The following is a 21,628-nucleotide window of genomic DNA, read 5'->3' as shown; positions in this document are numbered from 1 at the left end:
TCATGGCCACGATTCTATCGGCGGACCCTGTACGTTCGCTGTGAGGGTTCACGCACCGGCGAGCTGTACGACCAGGTCATCCCGGCCGAGCGAGCGCGCGATCTCGTTGACCACGCGAAGATCCGCGACCAGCGACCGGCGCAGCATCAGGTAGTGCACGGCGGCGCGCACGCGGGCCCGGTCGACCGCGCTGGCCCGGGTGGTACTCACAATCAGTTCGCGCAGGCTGCCGGCCAGCCGCTCCGCGACCGTCATGTCGGCTCCCCCCGACAGTCGCATCAGAGCTAGCTGGCTGTCGACCTGCCTGACCAGCACATCGGTGTCATGCTCGAGAACGTTCGTCACAGGCCGTCACCCCTCCACTACAGCGCTGTGTCCCGGCGAAGCTACCCGACCCGGTCCATTACCGGCAAGCCAGTAAGTCTTCTCTTTTGCCACAGCAGCCACTCTGGTCACGCGCGGTGGCGTTTGTGTCGTACCTGGTAGGCAAGATTGGACACATGGCTGAGGTGCTGGCGCAGTTCGGACGGGCGACGCGGGAGTGGTTCCGCGCTGCCTTCGCGGCGCCTACCAACGCGCAGGCCGGTGCCTGGCGCGCGATCGGCGCTGGCCGCAACGCCCTGGTCGTGGCGCCCACCGGCTCCGGCAAGACGCTGGCCGCGTTCCTCTGGTCGCTCGACCGGCTGGCCCGCGAGCCCGCGCCGGCCGACCCCAAGCACCGCTGCCGGGTGCTCTACGTCAGCCCGCTCAAGGCGCTGGCCGTCGACGTCGAGCGCAACCTGCGAGCCCCTCTCACCGGCATCCGGCACGCCGCCTCCCGGCTGGGTGTCCCGCAGCCCGACATCACGGTGGGTATGCGCACCGGTGACACCCCGGCCGACGAGCGCCGCAGCTTCGCCCGCACCCCGCCCGACATCCTGATCACCACGCCCGAGTCGCTGTTCCTGCTGCTCACCTCGGCCGCCCGCGAGTCGCTGGCCGGTGTCGAGACGGTGATCATCGACGAGGTGCACGCGGTCGCGGCCACCAAGCGCGGCGCCCACCTCGCGCTCTCGCTGGAGCGGCTCGATGCGCTGCTGCCCCGGCCCGCCCAGCGCATCGGGCTATCCGCGACCGTGCGGCCGATCGACGAGGTGGCCCGGTTTCTCGGCGGCGCGCACCCGGTCGAGGTCGTGCAGCCGCCAGCGGCCAAGACCATCGAGGTCGAGGTCCAGGTGCCGGTCGAAGACATGACCCGCCTGGACGAGATCGAGGATCCCGGTGAGGAGGGCTCACGGCGGCCGTCGATCTGGCCCGCGGTCGAGGAGCGGGTGTTCGAGCTGATCGGGCAGCACCGCTCGACGATCGTCTTCACCAACTCGCGGCGCGGCGCCGAGCGCCTCTGCGCCCGCCTCAACGAGATCGCGACCGAACAGCACGAGATCGGCACGCTGCCGGCCGAGATCATGGCGCAGTCGGGCGCCGCCGCCGGGGCGCCGCCGGTCATCGCGCGCGCCCACCACGGCAGCGTCTCCCGCGAGGAGCGCAAACACATCGAAGAGGCGCTCAAGTCCGGCCAGCTCCCAGCCGTGGTCGCCACCTCCAGCCTGGAGCTGGGCATCGACATGGGCGCGGTCGACCTGGTCGTGCAGATCGAGGCGCCGCCGAGCGTGGCCGCCGGCCTCCAGCGCGTCGGCCGCGCCGGCCACCAGGTCGGCGCCGTCTCGCGGGGCGTGGTCTTTCCCAAGCACCGGGGCGACCTGGTCTCCTGTGCGGTCGTCGCCGAGCGCATGACCAGCGGCGCGATCGAAGAGCTGCGCTACCCGCGCAACCCGCTCGACGTGCTGGCCCAGCAGATCATCGCGATGGTGGCGCTCGACCAGTGGCGGGTCGCCGAGATGGCCGAGCTGGTCCGGCGGGCAGCGCCGTTCGCCGAGCTGCCCGACTCGGCGCTGCACGCCGTGCTCGACATGCTCTCCGGGCGCTACCCGTCGACCGCGTTCGCCGAGCTGCGCCCCCGCCTGGTCTGGGATCGGGCCGCCGACGTGCTCACCGGACGGCCCGGTGCGCAACGGCTGGCGGTCACCAGCGGCGGCACGATCCCCGACCGCGGCCTCTTCGGCGTGTTCCTGGCCGGTGCCGAGCGGGCGGCCCGGGTCGGCGAGCTCGACGAAGAGATGGTCTACGAGTCGCGCGTCGGTGACGTGTTCCTGCTCGGCTCGACATCGTGGCGGATCGAAGACATCACCCCCGACCGGGTTCTCGTCTCCCCCGCGCCGGGAGCTGCGGCGCGGATGCCGTTCTGGAAGGGCGACCAGCTCGGGCGGCCGGTCGAGCTGGGCCGGGCGATCGGCGCGCGGCTACGCACCCTCGTCAAAGACGACGACGAGAACGCCGTGGCGGCGCTGCGCGGCGGCGGGCTCGACGAGTGGGCCGCCGGCAATCTGATGGCCTACCTGCGCGAGCAGCGCGAGGCCACCCGCTCCCTGCCCGACGACCGCACGGTGGTGGTCGAGCGCTTCCGCGACGAGCTGGGCGACTGGCGCATGGCCGTCCACTGTGTCCTCGGTGCCAAGGTCAACGGCCCGTGGGCGTTGGCGATCGGGCAGCGGCTCGCTGAGCGATACGGCGTCGACGCCCAGGTGATGCCCTCCGACGACGGCATCGTGGTGCGGCTCCCCGACACCGCCGACGAGCCGCCGGGCGCCGAGCTGGTCGCGTTCGACCCCGAGGAGATCACCCAGCTCGTCGAGGAGGCGGTGGGTGGGTCCGCCCTGTTCGCGTCCCGGTTCCGCGAGTGCGCGGCCCGGGCGCTGCTCCTGCCCCGCCGCGACCCGCGGCGCCGCCAGCCGCTGTGGCAGCAGCGTCAACGGGCCGCCCAACTGCTCGACGTTGCCAAGGAGTACGGCGACTTCCCCATCACGCTCGAAGCCGCCCGCGAGTGCCTGCAGGACGTGTTCGATGTGCCCGGGCTGGCTGGGCTCATGCGCGACCTGGGCGGGCGCAAGGTGCGGCTGGTCGAGGTCGAGAGTCAAAAGCCGTCGCCGTTCGCCCGGTCGCTGCTGTTCGGATACGTGGGCGCCTTCCTGTACGAGGGTGACGCGCCGCTGGCCGAGCGCCGGGCGGCCGCCTTGGCACTCGACTCCACGCTCCTCGGCGAGCTGCTGGGCCGCGTAGACCTGCGGGAGCTGCTCGACCCGGCGGTGGTCGGCGCGACCGAGCGGCAGTTGCAGTGGCTCACCGAGGAGCGCCGCCCCCGCGACGCCGAAGACGTGGCCGAGTTGCTGCGGTTGCTCGGCGACCTGTCCGACGCCGAGCTGTCCGCGCGCGGCGCCGCACTCGACTGGTTGTCCACATTGGAATCAGCTCGCCGCGCTCTCAAGGTGCGCATCGCCGGGGAGCAGCGGTGGATCGCGATCGAAGACGCCGGCCGCTACCGCGACGCGCTCGGCGTCGCACTGCCCGTGGGCGTGGCCCAGGCATACGTCGAGCCCGTCCCCGACCCGCTCGGCGACCTGGTCTCCCGATACGCGCGCACCCACGGGCCTTTCACGGCGGCTACCTGCGCGGCCCGGTTCGGGCTGGGCGTCTTCGTGGTCGAGCAGGCCCTGCGCCGGCTCGGTGGCACGGGTCGCGTGGTCTCCGGCGAGTTCTCGCCCGACGGGGCCGGCCTGGAGTGGTGCGACGCCGAGGTGCTGCGGCTGCTGCGTCGCCGGTCGCTCGCCGCGCTGCGCCGCGAGATCGAGCCCGTGCCTCCCCGCGCGCTCGCCACGTTCCTGCCCCGCTGGCAGTCGGTCGGCACGTCCGCGCGCGGGATCGAGGCGCTCGCCGCCGCCGTCGAGCAACTGCAGGGCGCGGCCGTGCCGGCGTCCGCCCTCGAACGACTCGTCCTGACCGCACGGGTCGCCGACTACTCCCCCGCATACCTCGACGAGCTGTGCGCCAGCGGTGAGGTGCTGTGGGCGGGCGCTGGCTCGATCCCGGGCGGCGACGGCTGGGTCACGCTCGCATACGCCGACGCCGCCCCGCTGCTCCTGCCGCCACCCGACGAGTCGCTGGTGCTCACCCCGCTGCACCAGGCGGTGCTCGACACGCTGGCAGGCGGTCAGGCGCTGTTCTTCCGCGCGCTCTCAGACCGTGTCGGCTCCACAGACGACTCGACCCTGGTGTCAACGGTGTGGGATCTGGTCTGGGCCGGCTGGCTCACCAACGACACGCTCGCGCCCCTGCGGGCGGCACTCGGCGGTGGCGGGGCCCACCGCGCCAAGCCGGCCGCCACCCGCACCCGATACCGCCGGCCGGGCCGCGTCGCCATGCCCACCCGCACCGGCCCACCCACCATGGCCGGACGCTGGTCACTGCTTCCCGAGCGCGACACCGATCCCACCCATCGGGCCGCCGCGCTCGCCGACACCCTGCTCGAACGGCACGGCGTCGTCACCCGTGGCGCGGTGGCCGCCGAGGGCGCGCCGGGCGGCTTCGCGGCCGTCTACCCCGTGCTGGCGGCCCTGGAAGAGCGCGGCTCGGCCCGTCGCGGCTACTTCGTCGAAGGGCTGGGCGCGGCACAGTTCGCCGTGCCAGGCGCTGTCGACCGCCTGCGCGCGCTCGCCGACGACCATCGCGGCTCCGCCACCGCCCTCGTACTGGCCGCCACCGACCCAGCCAACCCGTACGGCGCCGCCCTGCCCTGGCCCGACCGCGTGCTCGCCCAAGAGGGCGCCGGCCACCGCCCGGGCCGCAAAGCGGGTGCACTGGTCGCGTTGATCGGCGGCGAACTGGCCCTGTACGTCGAACGCGGCGGCCGCACATTGCTGTCCTTTGTAGACGACGGCGACGCGCTGGCGTCGGCCGCGAAGGCCTTGGCCGACGCGGTCCACTCGGGCGCACTGGGCGCACTGTCCGTAGAGCGCGCCGACGGCGAAGCCGTCCACACCTCCCCACTGCGCGACGCCTTGACCGCGGCCGGCTTCCGCGCAACCCCCCGCGGCCTCCGCCTACGCGGCTAACCCACCCGCCGCCCCCGCACACCACCCCCACCCGGGGCGCCCGCGCACCACCCCCACGCGAGGCGCCCGCGCACCACCCCCACGCGAGGCGCGCACCGCGCCCGCGCACCGCGCGCGGCCGCGCTTCTCCCGTCGATCAAGGGCAAACGCACGTGCTTCGATCTCTTTTCCGCGTGCATTCGCCCTTGATCGACGCAGATCTCCTTGATCGAAGTCGCCCAGGGGCTCGCGCACATGCCCCGGCCGGGCCGCGATCAAAGGAGACCACGCTGCGCGAAAAGCGCGCGGTCGCTCAGCGCCGGTCTCGCGCAACCGCACCACGGGCCGCATCGGGCAATCTTGGGACTCCACCGTCGCCCTAGCGACAGTCGCCCTGGTGACGGGTGGAGCCCCAAGACCGGACGCCATCGGCGTCCGTGGCGAATTGCTGCCCTACAGGGGCGGCAATCCTCCGCGATCCATAGCCAGCGGCCGGCACGGCCGGCCCCGCCACACCGCGGCCGTGCCAGCGCCACGGCCGTCAGGCTCGCACGCCGGGCCGACGGCACCGGCGGCGCCCTAGGCCCGCCGGACCCGCAGTGGGTGGCGTCGCCGCGCGCACAGATCAAGGGAGATCGCATCGATCAAGGGCAAACGCACGTGGATTTGAGATCAAACCACGTGCGTTTGCCCTTGATCGGCGGGGAAGCCGCGGGCCGCGCGGAGCGCGCGCTCCGCGCGGGAAGCGCGGAGCGCGCGGGAAGCGCGGAGCGCGGGATGGGAGGGTTACGGGAGGTGGGGGGCTACCTCGGACGCGATGAGGTCGAGGTGGTCGAGGTCGGACAGGTCGAGGATCTGAAGGAAGAAGCGAGAGGCGCCCAGCTCGGCGTACCGGCCGATCTGGTCGACGACCTGGTCGGGCGTACCGAAGATCGGGGGCTCCTTGCCGATCTTCTCGGCACGGGCGCGCGCCTCCGCGGCAGTTCGTCCACATGCGACGGTCTGCGCGACGGACAGCACCATCGGCTGCTCGCGGCCTTCGCTCTCGCACGCGGCACGCACCCGCTCGTACGCCTGCGCGGTCACGTCGACGGGCCGGAACGCCACGTTGTACTCGTCGGCGTACTTGGCGGCCAGGGCAGGCGTGCGCTTGGGGCCGACTCCGCCCACGATGACCGGCGGACCCGGGATCTGGGTGGGCTTCGGCAGCGCTGGACAGTCGTACAGGTCGTAGTGGCCACCGCGGAAGCTGAACGTCTCGCCCGACGGGGTGCCCCACAGGCCCTTGATGATCGCCAACTGCTCAGAGAGCTTGTCGAACCGTTCGCTGATGGGCGGGAACGGGATGCCGTAGGCGGTGTGCTCCGGCTCGTACCAGCCGGCGCCGAGCCCCAGCTCGACTCGGCCGCCGCTCATCTGGTCGACCTGCGCGACGCTGATCGCGAGCGGCCCGGGCAGCCGAAACGTCGCCGAGCTGACGAGCGTGCCGAGCCGGATGCGGCTGGTCTGCACGGCGAGCGCGCCCAGCGTCACCCACGCGTCGGTGGGGCCGGGCCCGCCGTCCTCGCCCATGATGGTCAGGTAGTGGTCGGACCTGAAGAATCCGTCGAACCCGCACTCCTCGGTGCGCAGCGCCACCTTGAGCTGGTCGTCGTAGGTGGCGCCTTCCTGGGGTTCCGTAAAAACACACAGCCGCATGTGATCACCCTAGCCCGCCCGGTCGGACACGAGCAGCGATCGACCGCTAACGTTCTGGCATGACCGGTTACGACTGGATCAGCTTCACTACTGACTACGGGCTCTCCGACGGGTTCGTTGCCGCATGTCACGGTGTGGTGGCACGGCTTGCGCCGCAGGTACGCGTCATTGATGTCACGCACTCGGTCGCGCCCGGCGACGTGCCTCGCGGGGCCGCCGTGCTCGCCCAGACGGTGCCGCATCTGCCGCCGGCGGTACACGTGGCTGTTGTCGATCCTGGTGTTGGCACGGCCCGGCGGGGCATCGCGGCGAGCACCCCCGGTGGCCTGCTCGTGGGCCCCGACAACGGCCTGCTGCCATGGGCGGCGGACGCGCTCGGCGGCCTCGAGGCCGTTGTCGAGCTGGTGAATCCGGAGTGGTTCGCGCCCGACGTGTCCCGCACGTTCCACGGCCGCGATGTCTTCGCGCCGGTGGCCGCGCGCCTCGCGCGCGGCGCGCCGCTCACCGACGCCGGGCCGCCGGTCGACGCGACGGGGCTCGTGCGGCTGCCCGACCCGGTGGTCGCGGTCGGCGACGGCTGGTTGGAGGCGGAGGTGCTGACCATCGACCGGTTCGGCAACGTGCAGCTCGCCGCGCCGGGCGAGGCGCTCGACGGCCTCGGGCCGACGCTGCGCGTCGGTGGGGTCCGCGCCCTGCGCGGTGGCACGTTCGCCGAGGCCGCCCCCGGCGGTTTGATCGTGTACGTGGACTCGGCCGGCCGGGCGGCGGTGGCGGTCAACGGTGGTCGCGCCGCGGTCGTGCTCTCGGTGACACCGGGTGACGTGGTGCGGGTCAACTCGTCTGGGTGAGCCGGTGGTGCACCCAGACGTTCGGCTCGACGTAGACGGCCGTGTCCTGGGCGACGTCGCAGTGCACCGGGCTGAGGGCCTGCGGCACGCGCACCGCGCCGCTGGTGTCGAACGGCAGCCCGGTCCACTCGCGCCACCGCTCCAGGCGCGCCGGGATGACCATGCTGGTGTGCGCGACGTTGACGATGCGGCCGCCGGCGCGCACGTGCACGCGCAGCCACGGGTCGACCGGCAGCCCGTCGTCGCGGGTCCACGCGGCGTACTCGTCGATCGGCATGTCCGGGTGCAGGTGCTTGCCGTTGGGACGCACCGGGGCGATCAGGTCGTCGAAGCCGCGCTTGGCGGCGTTGTCACGCATCGCGGTGAGCATCCGCCCCGACATGCCCGTGCCCCGCAGGTCGGGCCGGATGAGGATCTCCAGCGCTGACACGATCGTGGGCTGCCCGCCGCCCAGCCGGTCGTACGCGGACGCCCTGACCACCCAGTCCCACCCGCCGTCGGGCAGCCCGTCGTCGGGGTCGCCGTCCCAGGAGATCGGCACCGAGTGCGCCTTCGCCACCGGTTGACCGGTGGCGCGGTCGACCGCGATGAGCACGAACTCTGGGTACGCGGACACGTGGTAGCCGTAGTAGAACCACGCGGTCGGGTCGTTCGTCATGAACGGCGGCCAGAACCCGTCGAGCTGACCCAGCATCGGCGCCCAGTCCGGCCGCTCGGCGACCGTGGCGATCTCCACGTCCATGTACGCCATTCTGTTTCATCGCCCGGTGGTAGGGCGAGTTCGGTATGCATCCACGCATGCCAGTCAATCGATATGGTCGGAGCACCCCAATCCCCCCGGGAAAGGACGGCGACCATGAAATCGCTCCGGCTGCTCCTCGTCTTCGGCCTCGCGGCCATCGGCATAGCCGTGCCGAACGCCGCCAGCGCCGACGTCGGCCCGTACGTCGTGAACGGGCGGCCCGCCACCGAAAACTACTCGTTCATGGTGTACGTGTCGGGCTGCACAGGTTCGCTGATCAAGGCCAACTGGGCGGTCACCGCCAAGCACTGCCCCACGCCCAGCTCGGTGCGCGTCGGCAGCGTCAACCGCACCAGCGGCGGCACCGTGATCGGCGTGACCCGTGCGGTCAACAACCCGAGCATCGACGTCAAGCTGCTCCAGCTGTCGGGCTCCGTCAGCCACGCGCCGGCGCCCATCCCGACCTCGTCCGGGGCGGTCGGCACCGCCACGCGGATCATCGGATGGGGACTGACCTGCCCGAACCGTGGGTGTGGGCCCGCGCCAACCGTCGCCAACGAGCTCGACACGTCAATCGTCGCGGACAGCCGGTGCATCGGCATCAACGGCCCGGGCGAGATCTGCACCAACAACACCAACGGCAACGCCGGCGCCTGCTACGGCGACTCGGGCGGGCCGCAGGTGCGGATGATCAACGGACGCTGGAACCTCATCGGCGCCACCAGCCGCGCCGGCAACAACAACGCCACGTGCGCGACCGGCCCGTCCATCTACGGCGACCTGCCGTCGATCCGCTCCTGGATCAACACCCAGGTAGGCGGCCTGCCCGCGTAACGGACCCTCCACGCTCATATCCTCCCTTGCTAGCGGGAGGATATGAGCGTGCCGGAAGGGGACACGGTTTGGAACACGGCGCGAGGGCTGCACCGGGCGCTCGCCGGCCGCCAGCTCACCGCGTCGGACTTCCGGGTGCCCCAGCTCGCCACCACCAGCCTGGTCGGCTGGACCGTCCTTGAGTCCCGCAGCCGGGGCAAGCACCTCCTGCTGCGGGTCCGCGACCAGGTCGGCTCGCGGCACCTCACTCTGCACTCGCACCTGCGCATGGACGGGGCATGGCGGACGTACGCGCCGGGCGAGCGCTGGGCCGCCCGCCCGGCTCACCTGATCCGGGCGGTCCTGCGCACAGCCGACGCCGTCGCGGTCGGCTACCACCTACACGAGCTGGCGCTGGTGCCCACCGCCGAGGAGGAGAAGCTCGTCGGTCACCTCGGCCCCGACCTGCTGGGCGCCGACTGGGATCCCACCGAGGCGGCCAGGCGTCTGGTGCGCCAGCCCGGCTCGACCATCGCCGAGGCGCTGCTCGACCAGCGCAACCTGGCCGGCATCGGCAACCTGTACAAATGCGAGGTCCTCTTCCTGCGCGGCATCGAGCCGTGGACCGCGGTCCGCGACGTGCCTGACCTGCCGGGGCTGGTGACGCTCGCGCAGCGGATGCTCGCGTCCAACCGCGGCCGCTGGCTCCAGACCACGACGGGGTCGCTGCGCAAGGCGGAGGCCAACTATGTGTACGGCCGGCGCGGCCAGCCGTGCCGGCGGTGCCGCACGCTGATCAAGATGCGCGAGCAGGGCGAGCGGATCACGTACTGGTGTCCGCGTTGCCAGCCGCCTCGACCAGTGCGGTAACCACGTCGGGCGGGGCGTGCCGGCGGGCAGGAGCCGGTACAGCACGCGGAGGTCGTCGACCGCCTGCTCGACCGTCCAGCCGGCTGCCGCGCGCTCCCGGCCCAGTTGGGCCGCCGGCGGCTCGGGCGCCCGCCCCTGCACGATCGCCCTGGTCAGCGCGTCCACCGCCGGTGTCCACCAGTCGTGCGGTGCCGTGTACCCGATCTCCTGGCCTCCGGCGCGCCACGCCTCGCGCAGCGTCACCGCGTCCGTGCGGTAGCGGTAGCTGGTCCTAGCCCGCCGTTCGGGCGCCTTTGCCGACAGCCACCGGCGACGACGCCTGGCTCCTAGGCCCCATGGCCCTGCTGACCGCTGCCTGACCCGCCGCCGGTGGGCGGTCAGGCGGGGGCGGGGCCGGGGTGAGGGGTGCGGGGGGTGCTGTCGCGGAGCTCGGCCAACCCGGCCGCCACCCCGCGGAGCAGATCGCTCGCCTCGGTGAGCCGGGTCACCGACGGGTCTTCGGTGACCATCCGGCCGTCTTCCGCGACGTAGCTCGCCGCGGCAGCGACCAGCCGCTCGTACGCCGTCACTCCGCTGTCGAGCTGCCCCACCAGCGTCGAGTGCGCGTCTTCCAGCGCGGGCCGGGTGTCGGGTGGCGCGAACCGCAGCGCCTTTTCCACACCGGCCACCCGGTGCGCGAGGTCACGCAGCGAACGCTCGGCGACTGCCGCCTCAAGCACCGCCGGCTCGCCGGGACCGGTGAGGCGTGCGGCGAGCCCGGTCAGGGTCATCGACGCCCGGTCGAGGCGCGCCCACGGGCCGGCCGCCCCAGAGCCGCGCAGCGCGAACCGGGCCTGCTGCCGCCGTACCTCCTCGACGGCGGTGCGACCAATTGGCAGCCGCTGGACGGCGTTGACCAGGCGTTGGCGGGCCTGCTCGCCGGCCAGGGCCGGGTCGGGCGGCGGCGGGGCCGGCTGGGCGGCGAGGGCGCGCAGATCGGCCCAGCGCCACCCGGCCAGGGCGATGGAACCGCCCGCGGCGGCTGCCCAGAAGGCGTCGGCGAGCCCCAGCCCCGCGTACGGGGTGAGGACGATGGCCGCGCCGCCGAGGCCGCCGGCGAACACGCTCCAGCGGCGGGCCGATCGGCGCAACCGCTTCAACCGCCGGAAGTACCGGGTCCGGGCATCTGCCATCTCGTCCTCCCCGTTGCTGGTCAGCCTGCGGCGCTGGTGTCTCCGGTGCTCTTGTCGCGGCCCAGGCTGGCGCGGATCTCGTCGAGGCGGGCCACCCCGGCCGTGTCGGCGGCGCTGGCGGCCGGCTCGACGGCGGGCTGCTCCGGCTTGGCGGCCAGCTTGTCGCCGGACATGCTGGCCCGGATCTGCTCCAGCCGGGACGTGCCAGCCATGTCGAGCGTCGACTTCTGGATCTCCAGCATGCGCCCCTCGACGGAGTTGCCGGCCAGCTCGGCGCGGCCCATCGCGTTGGCGTACCGGCGCTCGATCTTCTCGCGCACCTCGTCGAGGGACGGGGTGTTGCCGGGCGCGGCCAGCGACGACATGGACTCCAGCGAGCGGGCCACGCTCTCCTGCATCTTGGCCTGCTCGAGCTGGCTGAGCAGCTTGGTGCGCTCGGCCAGCTTCTGCTGGAGGACCATCGAGTTGTTTTCGACGGCCCGGCGTGCCTGGGCGGCGGCGCCGAGGGCCTGGTCGTGCAGCGACTTGAGGTCTTCCATCGACTGCTCGGCCGCGACGAGCTGGGTGGCGAGCGTCTGCGCCGTCTGCTCGTACTTTCCAGCCTCTGCCTCGTCACCGCTGGCCCGTGCCTTGTCGGCGAGCACGAGCGCCTGCCTGGCCATGGACTGGAGCCGCTCGACCTCGGACATCTGGCGGGACAGCTTCATCTCGAGCTGGCGCTGGTTGCCGATCACGGCGGCGGCCTGCTGCACGAGGGCCTGGTGCTGGCGCTGGGCATCTTCGATGGCCTGCTGGATCTGCACCTTGGGATCGGCGTACTCATCTATCTTGGCGCCGAACAACGCCATCATGTAGCGCCAGCCCTTGACGAACGGGTTCGCCATCTCCGCGGTATCCCCTCAGTGTGATCGCTCTTTGTGGCCGGCGCCGGGCAGCAACCCGGGCGACGGCGCGGCAGATCCCCATCGTCCCAGCCCGACGCCAACCCGTCATGCGACCTCAGGGGGATATCCGGGTTTCGGCCGTCTCATCGAGAACCCTACGCGCACGCGCGGCCCCCAGCCACCCTTTGTCGATCAAGGGCAACCGCATGGATCAAGGGCAAAAACACGTGGAAAGAGATCCAACCACGTGCGTTTGCCCTTGATCGACGGAAAGCGGGCGGCGGTGTGGCGTTACGCGGCGCAGACGACGTCGCGGTCGCGTTGGACGGGGCGCATGGCGCGGGTGGCGCGCAGGGTGGCCTTGAGGGGGGTCTCCTGACGAACCGACACAGACACCGAGCCGTCGGCGGTGACCCGGCGCATGGACGCCTCTGGCGCCATCGCCCGCCCAGCGTCGGCCTGTGCCGGGATCGACGCCGGCTCGGCCGCGGCCCGCCGGTCGTCGCGCACCGGGACCAGGACGCCGTCCATCTCCTCGGCCAGCGCGAGCGTGTCGCTCACCTCACGCAGCAGCTCTGAGAGCTGGGCGCCGAGCGCGTCACAAATCGCTGAGAGCAGCTCGCTGGAGGCCTCTTTCTGGCCTCGCTCGATCTCGGACAGGTAGCCGAGGCTCACATTCGCCGCGGTGGACACCTCGCGCAGGGTGCGATGCTGACCCTGCCGGCGCGCGCGTAATGCGTCGCCGATAACCCGACGTAGCAGGACCATCGCACCTCCCCCTGAACGCGGGCCGACCGGCGGCTGCCGGAGGCTTCCCGCAACCGTACCCGCTATCCGGCAGCACGACATCCCGCCGCGCTGCCGGTTCGCGCACAGCGTAGATCGCGCTCAGCGCACGCCAAGATGCTCGCCGAGAAGGGCCAGGGCGGCGTCGACCGCCGCCGCGCGGATCGCCGCCCGGTCGCCTGCCAAGGTCAACTTGCGGACCTCCGAAGAGCGGCCAGCCAACGCGACGTAGACCGTGCCTACCGGTACGCCGTGCTGGGGGTCGGGTCCGGCGACGCCCGTGGTGGATAGCCCCCAGTCGGCCCGGCACCGCTCGCGCCCACCCCGCGCCAGCGCCGCGGCCACGTCCGGATCGACCGGCCCGCGCTCGGCCAAAAGCTCCTCGGGTACGCCCGCCAGCGCCACCTTGAGATCGGTCGCGTACACCACGAGCCCGCCCCGGAACACCGCGCTCACTCCGGGCACGGTGACCAGCGTGGCGGCCAGTAGCCCGCCGGTGAGCGACTCGACGGCGGCGACGGTCTCGCGCCGCTCGATCAGCGCCCGGACCAGCGTGTCGACGGTCACGACGGGCTGGCGTCGCGGCGCAGGCGCAGCGCCCGGAGCGTGTAGTCGAGGCCGGTGACCACCGTCACCACCACGGCGGCTGCCATGATCCACGGCCCGACGGCGGCCACCCCCGGCGGGAACGGCCATAGGTACCAGCTGATCGCCAGGATCTGGAGCGTTGTCTTGACCTTGCCACCCCGGCTGGCGGCGATCACCCCGTATCGGATGACCCAGAAGCGCAGCGCCGTCACCCCGAACTCGCGCACCAGGATGACCACGGTCACCCACCACGACAGCCCGCCGTACCAGGACAGCAGCAGCAGCGCGGTGCCGGTGAGCGCCTTGTCGGCGATCGGGTCGGCCACCTTGCCGAACGCGGTCACCAGCCCGTATCGCCGGGCGATCCAGCCGTCGGCGAAGTCGGTGCCCGACGCGAACATGAACGTCAGGCACGCCGCGATCCGCCAGCCCTGGTGGACCATCTCGGATGCCAGCACCATGCCGACGAAGACCGGTACGAGCACGATCCGGAGGAGCGTCAACGCGTTGGCGGCATTGACAACAGGCACGGAAACGGCCGCCGCCCCCGGCTCGGTCATGCGCCGCCTCCCGCAGCCGCCACAAAGCGCAGGGAGCACAGCGGAGGCTTCGGGGCGCATGACCCGCGCGAGCGAAGGCGAGCGCCAGTTAGCGGAGTCATCCAGCCACCGCCGCCGACACCATCTCTACGGGGAGCGCGACCAGGTCGACGCCCTCGGTGGCGGTGACTGTGGCACGCACCAGGTCGCCGGGGCGCAGGGCGGCCAGGTCGACCCCGTCGCCCGCGACCAGCGTCGTGGAACCGTCGACCTCGGGCGCCTGGTGCGCGGCCCGCCCCTCGACCACTCCGTCTTCGAGAGTGTCGACGAGCACCTCGACCGTGCTGCCCAACCGCTCGGAAGCCCGCTGGGCGCACAGCTCGTCGGCCAGCGACAGCAGCTTCTCGTACCGCCGCTTGATCGCGGCGCGACTCACCTTGCCGGTCATCGTGGCGGCCTCGGTGCCGTCTTCGTCGCTGTAGTCGAAGACGCCGATGGCGTCGAGCCGCGCCTCGGTCAGGAAGCGCACCAGCTCGTCGACGTCGCCCCGGGTCTCGCCCGGGAAGCCGACGATGAAGTTGCTACGCGCGCCGGCCTCGGGCGCGAGCGCCCGTGCGGACGCCAGCAGCTCCAGGAAGCGCTCCGTCGACCCGAAACGGCGCATCCGGCGCAGCACCGGCTCGCTGGAGTGCTGGAAGGACAGGTCGAAGTACGGCGCGACGCCGGGCGTGGTGGCGATCACCTCGACCAGGCCGGGACGGGTCTCGGCGGGCTGTAGGTAGCTGGCGCGAACGCGCACGATGCCCTCGACCGCGGCGAGCTGCGGCAGCAGCTTTTCCAGCAGCCGGGGGTCGCCGAGATCCTTGCCGTACGACGTCGAATTTTCGCTCACCAGGACCAGCTCGCGGACGCCGGTCTTGGCCAGCCACTCGGCCTCGGCGAGCAGCTCGTCGGGAGTACGCGAGACGAAGGCACCGCGGAACGCGGGGATCGCGCAGAAGGAGCACCGGCGGTCGCAGCCGCTCGCGAGCTTGAGCGAGGCGACCGGGCCGTCCGCCAGGCGGCGCCGGCGCAGGTGCTTGGGCAGCGCGTGGCCGGGCACGACGACAGCGGTGTCACGCCTGGCCACCGGCGTGATCGGCAGCAGCTCGCGCCGGTCGCGCGGGGTGTGCGCGGCCAGCTGCTCGCCGCCCAGCACGGCGCCGAGCCGCGCGGAGATGTCGGGGTAGTCGTCGAACCCGAGCACAGCGTGCGCCTCGGGCAGGCTGTCGGCGAGCTCGCGCCCGTATCGCTCGGCCATGCAGCCGGCGGCAACCACCTTGGCACCGGTGTCGGCCGCGGCCATGAGGGTCTGGATCGAGTCTTGCTTGGCCTTGTCGACGAAACCACACGTGTTGACCAGGACCACGTCGGCCGCCTCGCCATCGGTGGTGACGTCCCACCCGTCGGCGTGCAGGCGGCCAGCCAGCTCCTCCGAGTCGACCTCGTTGCGCGCGCAGCCGAGCGTCAGCAGCGCGACCCGGCGGGGCCGTGCAAAGTAGGAGCGATCGGAGGAGGAGTCAGACACCATCCGAGGGTACCGGGCGGGCCTGACAGCGTTGTAACTAGACGGCAGCGGCGCGTGGCGCCGGGAACGGGCGTCGCAGCGTGAACGCCTCAGGGGTAGGACCGGACCGGTTCAGCAGGTCGCGCCGCTCCCCCGCCTCCTGGAGGGTGGGCAGGGCGCCGGCCGGTATCCACCACATCACCAGGTGCTCCCCGACGCCCTCGTGGTGAAACCACTCCCGCCGCCGGCGCACCGCCTCCAGGTGGTCACGCGTCTGGTACGTGTACGCCCGCAGCGACTCGACGTCCTCCCACACTGACAGGTTGACCAGCATGTCGGGGCCGAACGGGCGCAGTCCCGTGGAGTCTGCGCCGCCGTCTTCGACGAGCCGCCACACAAAGCCCGGTGACGCGTCGGCGAGCGCGTTGAGCGGCTCCAGCCCGGCTACGAAGTCAGCCATCAAGGGGTCGTCGAGAGGGGCGTTCATACGAGCGACGTTGAGCTCGGCGAGGTGGAAAATCATGGCCGTACTATAAATCATCGTTGTTGTTTTTAGAAAGGCGCACGCAGCAGTCTCCCGGCGCCGGGTCCAGCCGGGCACACCACCCGGCGCCCTCGACCAGGCCCTCGACCAGCGCAAGGTTCATCCCGCACACCAGCGGCGGGAACTGCTCCGCCAGCCGATGGAAGGGACAGTTGCGCAGGCGCACCTCTGACCCGTCGACCTCCGGGGAGTACCCGCGCTCCGCGAGCAGGGCGACCACGTCGGATCCGGCAGCGTCCGCGCGGCCGCGCTGGCGCGCGACCTCGAAGAGGGCGGCGTCGGCGCCGGAGCGCTCCACGGCCTCGGCCAGCAGCTCGGCCGCGGACCCATAGGCGCGCGGCGGCACGCTGACCGCACGCTCGACGGCGGCGCGGTGGTAGAGCTTCGCGGGCCGCCCGGCGCCGGGCCCTGATTTTCCGGTACGCCGTGCGAACGACGCCTCCAACAGGCCGGCGTCGACCAGCTTGTCGAGATGAAAAGCGGCGAGGGTACGGCCGACGCCGAGCACCGCCGCGACCTCGTCCCGCCCGACGGGCGACCCGCTGGCGACCACGGCCTCGTACGCGGCACGGCGCACCGGATCGGTGAGGAGGGAGACGGCCTCCAGATCTTCCACGCCTTCGAGTCTAAGACTCACCGCTGTTGGTGATAGAGGCCATGACCTCTTCCAGCTCGTCCGGCTTGATCAGCACGTCGCGCGCCTTGGAGCCCTCGGACGGCCCGACGATCCCGCGGGTCTCCATGAGGTCCATGAGGCGTCCCGCCTTCGCGAAGCCCACCCGCAGCTTGCGCTGCAGCATCGACGTCGAGCCGAACTGCGACGTGACGACCAGCTCGATCGCCTGCACGAGCAGGTCGAGGTCGTCGCCGATGTCTTCGTCGATCTTCTTCTTGGGCTCGGCCGGCGCCAGCACGTCCGGCCGGAACTCCGGCTCGCGCTGGTCCTTGCAGAACTTGACGATGTCCTGGATCTCCGATTCGGACACCCAGGCGCCCTGGATGCGGATCGGCTTGGACGCGCCCATCGGCAGGAACAGACCATCGCCGCGGCCGATCAGCTTTTCCGCGCCCGGCTGGTCGAGGATGACCCGCGAGTCGGAAAGCGACGACGTGGCGAACGCCAGCCGCGACGGCACGTTCGCCTTGATGAGGCCCGTGACCACGTCGACCGAGGGGCGCTGGGTGGCCAGTACCAGGTGGATGCCGGCAGCGCGGGCGAGCTGCGTGATACGCACGACCGAGTCTTCGACGTCGCGCGGCGCCACCATCATGAGGTCGGCGAGCTCGTCGACGATCACCAGCAGGTACGGGTACGGGCGGATCTCGCGCTCGCTACCCGGCGGCGGCTTGATCTGGCCGGCGCGCACCTTGCGGTTGTAGTCGTCGATGTGGCGTACCCCGGCGGCGGCCAGGTCGTCGTAGCGCATGTCCATCTCGCGCACGACCCATTCGAGCGAGTCGGCCGCCTTCTTCGGGTTGGTGATGATGGGCGTCACGAGGTGCGGGACGCCCTCGTAGGCGGTCATCTCGACCCGCTTGGGGTCGATGAGGATCAGCCGCACCTCGTCGGGCGTGGCCCGGCTCAGGATCGAGACGAGCAGCGAGTTGAGGCAGGACGACTTGCCCGCGCCGGTGGCGCCCGCGATGAGGATGTGCGGCATCTTGGCGAGGTTGGCCACCACGTAGCCGCCCTCGATGTCCTTGCCGAGCGCGACCAGCATCGGGTGGTGGTCGCTGCCCGACGCCCGCGACCGGAGCACGTCGCCGAGCGCGACGTCTTCCCGGTCGGAGTTCGGGATCTCGACGCCGACCGCGCTCTTGCCCGGGATCGGGCTGAGGATGCGCACGTCCGGCGACTTCACGGCGTACGCGATGTTGCGGGAGAGCTGGGTGATCCGCTCCACCTTGACGCCGTGGCCCAGCTCGACCTCGTACCGGGTGACGGTCGGACCGCGGGTGAAGCCGGTGACCGCCGCGTCGACGTCGAACTGCTCGAACACGCCCTGCAGCGCCGCGATCACCTCGTCGTTGGCCTTGCTGCGGGTCTTCGCCGCGACCCCCGCGCGCAACAAGGTCGGCGGCGGCAGCTTGTAGTCGCCGGCCATCCCGGTGATCGCCAACTGCTCTGCCCGGGTGGGTGGCGGCGAATGCTCGGGCGGTTCGGCCACCTTGCGGGCGGCGGGCACCTTCGCCGGCGGCGTACGCGGCAGGGCGACCGTGTCGTGCACGATCTCGTCTTCGCCGGCTTCGCCGTCCTGCGACAGGCTCGCCTGGCGGCGCCGCGACGAACGGCGGCGCGGCGTCGGGACTGGCTCCTCGTCCTCCTCGTCCTCGTCTTCGCCCTCTTCGGAGGCGACCGGGCGGCCCAGCACCGCCGCCACGAGCATGCCCACCCGCTCGGGCACCTTGTTGATCGGCGTGGCGGTGATGACGAGCAGGCCGAAAAGCAGCAGCAGGACCAGCAGCGGCACGGCCACCCACTGGGTCACCGCACGCTCAAGCAGCGACCCGATGCCGGCCCCGACGAGGCCGCCCGCGTAGTCGCGCTGCAGGTTGTCGATCGGCGACTGCCCGATGTGGAGCAGGCCGGCGGACGCCAGAATGAGAGCCGACCAGCCGACCAGGCCGCGACCGCGGCGCGCCGGGTCGCCCGGCTCACGCATCAGCCGGATGGCCGCGACCAGCAGCAGCAACGGCAGGGCCGCCGCGATCGCGCCGAGGAACAGCCGCATGCTGTCGGCCACCCACGTGCCGACCGGGCCCGCCGACGAGAACCAGACCGCCACGCCGCTGAGGATCGCGACGCCGAGCAGCAGCAGGCCGGCACCGTCGCGGCGGTGCTCGGGATCGAGGTCACGGGCCGTCGCCGCCTGCTTACCGACGCCGCGCACCACCCAGCCGACGCTGTGGGCGACGCCCATCCAGACCGCACGAATGCCGCGGCCTGCCAGGACGGCGATGCTGGGGTTGGTGGTACGCCGGGTGGGCCGGCGGTTACGGGCCGTCGTGCCACGCGAGGCAGCCGCGCCGCGTGTTGTGGTCGCGCCGCGCCGCCGACTCGCCGAAGAGGTACGGCCCGCCATACCATCACACGGTAGGGGGTTCGGCCCACGAACCTGGGGATTTGTGGGCGTGTCCGTGGGTTGGCACGCTCGTCGTAGGGTGTGCTCTCGACAACGCCAATACGGAAGGACACGTCCATGCCACCGCCGGACGGTGAGGTGCAGACTCTCGCGCCGCTCACCAATGAGCTGATCACACATGTGCTGACCGAGCGCGGCTACCACTTCGGTGTCGACGACGACGGCGACATCGGCGGGATGTGGGACGACAACGTCATCTACTTCTTCCGCCGCGGGTCCGACAACGAGATCCTCCAGATCCGCGTACTGTCCAGCACCGACTTCACGGTCGACGACGTGCCGCGGCTGTACGAGTTCTGCAACGAGTGGAACCACGACCGGCTCTGGCCCAAGGCGTTCGTGCACGTCGCCGACGACGGCACCGCCCGGGTCTGCGGCGAGATCACCACCGACCTCGAACGCGGCGTCTCCCTCGCCCAGCTCGACCAGCTCATGGAGTGCGGTATCGCCACCGGCTGCCAGCTGGCCAGCGCGGCGGCGGAGCTGAAAGCGTGAGAGAACATCGGTTCCAGGTCGACCTGCGCGGGGTTGTGGACCTGCTCAGCCACCACCTGTACGCCAGCCCGCGCGTCTACGTGCGCGAGCTGTTGCAGAACGCCACCGACGCGATCACCGCGCGGGGCGGGCTCGACGAGCAGGGCGGCGACGAGCCGGGCCGGGTCGTCATCGAGCCGCTGCCCGACGGCGCGCTGCGCGTCAGCGACAACGGCATCGGCCTGACCGAGGAGGAGGTGCACACGTTCCTCGCGAGCGTCGGCCGCACCTCCAAACGCGACGAATTGGGCTTCGCCCGGCAGGACTTCCTCGGCCAGTTCGGCATCGGGCTGCTGTCCTGCTTCATGGTCGCCGACGCCATCGAGGTCGTGACCCGCTCGGCGAAGGGCGGTGAGCCGGTGCGGTGGACGGGGTACTCGGACGGGCGATACACCGTCGCCGCGGGCGAGCGCGACGAGCCCGGCACGACGGTCACGCTGCGGCCCCGGGTCGGCGCCGAGCATTGGCTCACGCCCGCCACCGTCCGCCAGCTCGCGTCCGCGTACGCCCATCTCCTGGGCGTCGACGTGACGGTGAGCGGCGAGCGGATCACGGAGCCGGAGGCTCCGTGGGAGGTCAAGTACGACGACCCGGAGGTACGGCGGGCCGCGCTCCTGGACTACGGCGCCACGCTGCTCGGCAGCCGCCCGATGGAGGTCATCGACCTCGACGTGCCCGAAGCCGGGCTGCGCGGCGTCGGCTTCGTGCTCGCGTCGCCGGCGGCGGTCGGCCAGGGCGGGCACCGCGTGTACCTCAAGCGGATGCTGCTGAGCGAAGACGCGTCCAAGCTGATGCCGGAGTGGGCGTTCTTCGTGCGCTGCGTCGTCGACACCTCGCAGTTGCGACCCACCGCCAGCCGCGAGGCCCTGTACGAAGACGACCTGCTCTCGTCGGTGCGCGAGTCGCTGGGCGAGCAGGTACGGACCTGGCTGCTCGACCTGTCCGCCAACCACCCGGAGCGGCTCGCGGCGTTCCTGCGGGTGCACCACCTCGGCGTCAAGGCGCTCGCCGTGCGCGACGACGAGATGCTCCGCCTCGTCGACGCGTGGCTGCCCTTCGAGACCAGCCGGGGCAGCATGCCGCTGCGGGTGTTCCGCCGCGGCCTGACGATGATCCGGTACGTGGAGACGGTCGACGAGTTCCGTGCGCTCGCCGCGATCGCCAGCGCCGCCGGCACGCCGGTCGTCAACGCCGGATACGCGTACGACACCGAGATCCTCGAACGACTGTCCCGTGTGGACCCGGACCTTCGGGTGCGCCGGCTCGACCCGGGTGAGCTTGCCGCCCGGCTCGAACCGCTGCCCGCCGAGCAGGAGGTCACGGTCGCGCCGTTCCTGGAGACCGCCCGGTCGGTGCTGCGCGAGGTCGACTGTGTACCGCTGATCCGGCAGTTCGACCCGGTGACCATGCCCGCCCTGTACGTCATCAGCCAGCGCGCCCGCACCCAGGACGCGGTCCGGCGCGGCCGCGACGCGTCCGACGAGCTGTGGGCCGACGTGCTGTCAGCGTTCGACGACGTGACCGTCGAGCACCGGCCCGAGCTGGTGCTCAACTGGCGACACCCGCTGATCCGCAAGCTCGCCTCGTACCCGCCCGGCCCCGCGCTGCGGCACGCGATCGAGGCCCTGTACGGGCAGGCCCTGCTGGCCGGCCACCACCCGCTGCGCGCCGTGGACAGTGCGGCGCTCAACCGTTCCTTCCTCGCGCTTCTGGACCGCGCGTTCCCATCGGAGGCACCATGAGTACCCTGCTATCCGGCGCTCGCTCTGCTCCCGCGGGCCATGCGCCCTTTGAGCCGCCCTGTAGCCGCCAGTCGCTACGGTCGCTGCGCTCCCTCCGCTTTGTGTCGGCTGCGGGCGGCGGCGCATGACCGAGTTGCGCCACGCGCTCGACGACGCCACGTCGATGCCCGACGGCGACGGCAAGATCGCCGAGCTGGAGCGCATCACCGCGCACG

General features: G+C 71.9%; 17 protein-coding genes and 2 pseudogenes. 6 read left to right on the top strand and 13 right to left on the bottom strand.

Annotated elements, in window-relative coordinates; all coding sequences use genetic code 11:
• Positions 1-48 precede the first annotated feature (48 nt).
• Positions 49-345, bottom strand: a complete 297-nt coding sequence (locus tag V6V89_RS13425; protein ID WP_334619405.1) for a hypothetical protein — start codon at positions 343-345, stop codon at positions 49-51.
• A gap of 155 nt (positions 346-500) precedes the next feature.
• Here V6V89_RS13425 and V6V89_RS13420 point away from each other — a divergent pair, with 155 nt between their 5' ends.
• Positions 501-4,985: an ATP-dependent helicase gene (locus V6V89_RS13420; RefSeq protein WP_334619404.1), complete on the top strand. Its 4,485-nt coding sequence runs from the start codon at positions 501-503 to the stop codon at positions 4,983-4,985.
• Positions 4,986-5,750: 765 nt separating this feature from the next.
• Here V6V89_RS13420 and V6V89_RS13415 read toward each other — a convergent pair.
• Positions 5,751-6,662, bottom strand: coding sequence for an LLM class F420-dependent oxidoreductase (locus tag V6V89_RS13415; RefSeq protein WP_334619403.1), 912 nt, complete (start codon positions 6,660-6,662; stop codon positions 5,751-5,753).
• A 59-nt stretch (positions 6,663-6,721) separates the two neighbouring features.
• Between V6V89_RS13415 and V6V89_RS13410 the strand changes: the two genes are divergently transcribed.
• Positions 6,722-7,510 carry an SAM hydrolase/SAM-dependent halogenase family protein gene (locus V6V89_RS13410; RefSeq protein ID WP_334619402.1) on the top strand — a complete coding sequence of 263 codons (789 nt, stop codon included), beginning with the start codon at positions 6,722-6,724 and terminating at the stop codon, positions 7,508-7,510.
• Here V6V89_RS13410 and V6V89_RS13405 read toward each other — a convergent pair.
• A complete protein-coding gene (locus tag V6V89_RS13405) occupies positions 7,494-8,252 on the bottom strand; it encodes an N-acetyltransferase (protein ID WP_334619401.1) in 759 nt (252 codons plus the stop codon). The genes V6V89_RS13410 and V6V89_RS13405 overlap by 17 nt on opposite strands.
• A gap of 114 nt (positions 8,253-8,366) precedes the next feature.
• Between V6V89_RS13405 and V6V89_RS13400 the strand changes: the two genes are divergently transcribed.
• Together V6V89_RS13400 and V6V89_RS13395 are read left to right on the top strand one after the other, a co-directional pair.
• Positions 8,367-9,086: a S1 family peptidase gene (locus V6V89_RS13400; protein WP_334619400.1), complete on the top strand. Its 720-nt coding sequence runs from the start codon at positions 8,367-8,369 to the stop codon at positions 9,084-9,086.
• Positions 9,087-9,134: 48 nt separating this feature from the next.
• Positions 9,135-9,935, top strand: a complete 801-nt coding sequence (locus V6V89_RS13395; protein ID WP_334619399.1) for a DNA-formamidopyrimidine glycosylase family protein — start codon at positions 9,135-9,137, stop codon at positions 9,933-9,935.
• A 377-nt stretch (positions 9,936-10,312) separates the two neighbouring features.
• Here V6V89_RS13395 and pspM read toward each other — a convergent pair whose 3' ends face one another.
• The 10 genes and pseudogenes from pspM to V6V89_RS41700 form a co-directional block, all read right to left on the bottom strand.
• Positions 10,313-11,107 (bottom strand): phage shock envelope stress response protein PspM, encoded by a 795-nt coding sequence (pspM, locus tag V6V89_RS13390; RefSeq protein ID WP_334619398.1) that lies wholly within the window; start codon positions 11,105-11,107, stop codon positions 10,313-10,315.
• 20 nt (positions 11,108-11,127) lie between these two features.
• On the bottom strand, positions 11,128-11,991 hold the full coding sequence (locus V6V89_RS13385; RefSeq protein ID WP_334619397.1) for a PspA/IM30 family protein: 864 nt from the start codon (positions 11,989-11,991) through the stop codon (positions 11,128-11,130).
• A gap of 291 nt (positions 11,992-12,282) precedes the next feature.
• Complete coding sequence (locus V6V89_RS13380; RefSeq protein WP_334619396.1) at positions 12,283-12,759, bottom strand: helix-turn-helix domain-containing protein; 477 nt, start codon at positions 12,757-12,759, stop codon at positions 12,283-12,285.
• 120 nt (positions 12,760-12,879) lie between these two features.
• Entirely contained in the window at positions 12,880-13,344 is a 465-nt protein-coding gene (locus V6V89_RS13375) for a CinA family protein (protein WP_334619395.1), read from the bottom strand.
• A complete protein-coding gene (gene pgsA, locus V6V89_RS13370) occupies positions 13,341-13,925 on the bottom strand; it encodes a CDP-diacylglycerol--glycerol-3-phosphate 3-phosphatidyltransferase (RefSeq protein ID WP_334619394.1) in 585 nt (194 codons plus the stop codon). Before pgsA ends, V6V89_RS13375 begins: the two co-directional genes overlap by 4 nt.
• A gap of 97 nt (positions 13,926-14,022) precedes the next feature.
• The gene (rimO, locus tag V6V89_RS13365; protein ID WP_334619393.1) at positions 14,023-15,474 is read right to left on the bottom strand and encodes a 30S ribosomal protein S12 methylthiotransferase RimO; all 1,452 of its coding nucleotides are present in this window, start codon (positions 15,472-15,474) and stop codon (positions 14,023-14,025) included.
• Between the two features lie 34 nt (positions 15,475-15,508).
• Positions 15,509-15,973 carry a DUF3291 domain-containing protein gene (locus V6V89_RS13360; RefSeq protein WP_334619392.1) on the bottom strand — a complete coding sequence of 155 codons (465 nt, stop codon included), beginning with the start codon at positions 15,971-15,973 and terminating at the stop codon, positions 15,509-15,511.
• Between the two features lie 7 nt (positions 15,974-15,980).
• Positions 15,981-16,610: a helix-turn-helix transcriptional regulator gene (locus V6V89_RS13355; RefSeq protein ID WP_334619391.1), complete on the bottom strand. Its 630-nt coding sequence runs from the start codon at positions 16,608-16,610 to the stop codon at positions 15,981-15,983.
• Between the two features lie 10 nt (positions 16,611-16,620).
• Positions 16,621-18,213 (bottom strand): annotated as a pseudogene (locus V6V89_RS41705) (DNA translocase FtsK); the annotation flags it as partial.
• A gap of 117 nt (positions 18,214-18,330) precedes the next feature.
• A pseudogene (locus V6V89_RS41700) lies at positions 18,331-19,077 on the bottom strand (DNA translocase FtsK 4TM domain-containing protein); the annotation flags it as partial.
• Between the two features lie 117 nt (positions 19,078-19,194).
• On the opposite strand from V6V89_RS41700, the gene V6V89_RS13345 reads away from it, so the two are divergent.
• Positions 19,195-19,632 (top strand): YbjN domain-containing protein, encoded by a 438-nt coding sequence (locus V6V89_RS13345; protein WP_334619389.1) that lies wholly within the window; start codon positions 19,195-19,197, stop codon positions 19,630-19,632.
• Positions 19,629-21,413, top strand: a complete 1,785-nt coding sequence (locus tag V6V89_RS13340; protein WP_334619388.1) for an HSP90 family protein — start codon at positions 19,629-19,631, stop codon at positions 21,411-21,413. The genes V6V89_RS13345 and V6V89_RS13340 overlap by 4 nt, the downstream gene beginning before the upstream one ends.
• Positions 21,414-21,628: the final 215 nt, after the last annotated feature.

This window comes from Micromonospora sp. CPCC 206061, assembly GCF_036906915.1.
Classification (GTDB): domain Bacteria; phylum Actinomycetota; class Actinomycetes; order Mycobacteriales; family Micromonosporaceae; genus Phytohabitans.
This window is presented reverse-complemented; position numbering and strand designations above follow the sequence as displayed.

Coding starts and splice junctions, on each gene's coding strand:
- rimO (WP_334619393.1), bottom strand. CDS start 15,474: ATGGTGTCTGACTCCTCCTCCGATCGCTCCTACTTTGCACGGCCCCGC.
- V6V89_RS13400 (WP_334619400.1), top strand. CDS start 8,367: ATGAAATCGCTCCGGCTGCTCCTCGTCTTCGGCCTCGCGGCCATCGGC.
- V6V89_RS13385 (WP_334619397.1), bottom strand. CDS start 11,991: ATGGCGAACCCGTTCGTCAAGGGCTGGCGCTACATGATGGCGTTGTTC.
- V6V89_RS13420 (WP_334619404.1), top strand. CDS start 501: ATGGCTGAGGTGCTGGCGCAGTTCGGACGGGCGACGCGGGAGTGGTTC.
- V6V89_RS13415 (WP_334619403.1), bottom strand. CDS start 6,662: ATGCGGCTGTGTGTTTTTACGGAACCCCAGGAAGGCGCCACCTACGAC.
- V6V89_RS13360 (WP_334619392.1), bottom strand. CDS start 15,973: ATGATTTTCCACCTCGCCGAGCTCAACGTCGCTCGTATGAACGCCCCT.
- V6V89_RS13345 (WP_334619389.1), top strand. CDS start 19,195: ATGCCACCGCCGGACGGTGAGGTGCAGACTCTCGCGCCGCTCACCAAT.
- V6V89_RS13410 (WP_334619402.1), top strand. CDS start 6,722: ATGACCGGTTACGACTGGATCAGCTTCACTACTGACTACGGGCTCTCC.
- V6V89_RS13380 (WP_334619396.1), bottom strand. CDS start 12,759: ATGGTCCTGCTACGTCGGGTTATCGGCGACGCATTACGCGCGCGCCGG.
- V6V89_RS13405 (WP_334619401.1), bottom strand. CDS start 8,252: ATGGACGTGGAGATCGCCACGGTCGCCGAGCGGCCGGACTGGGCGCCG.
- pspM (WP_334619398.1), bottom strand. CDS start 11,107: ATGGCAGATGCCCGGACCCGGTACTTCCGGCGGTTGAAGCGGTTGCGC.
- pgsA (WP_334619394.1), bottom strand. CDS start 13,925: ATGACCGAGCCGGGGGCGGCGGCCGTTTCCGTGCCTGTTGTCAATGCC.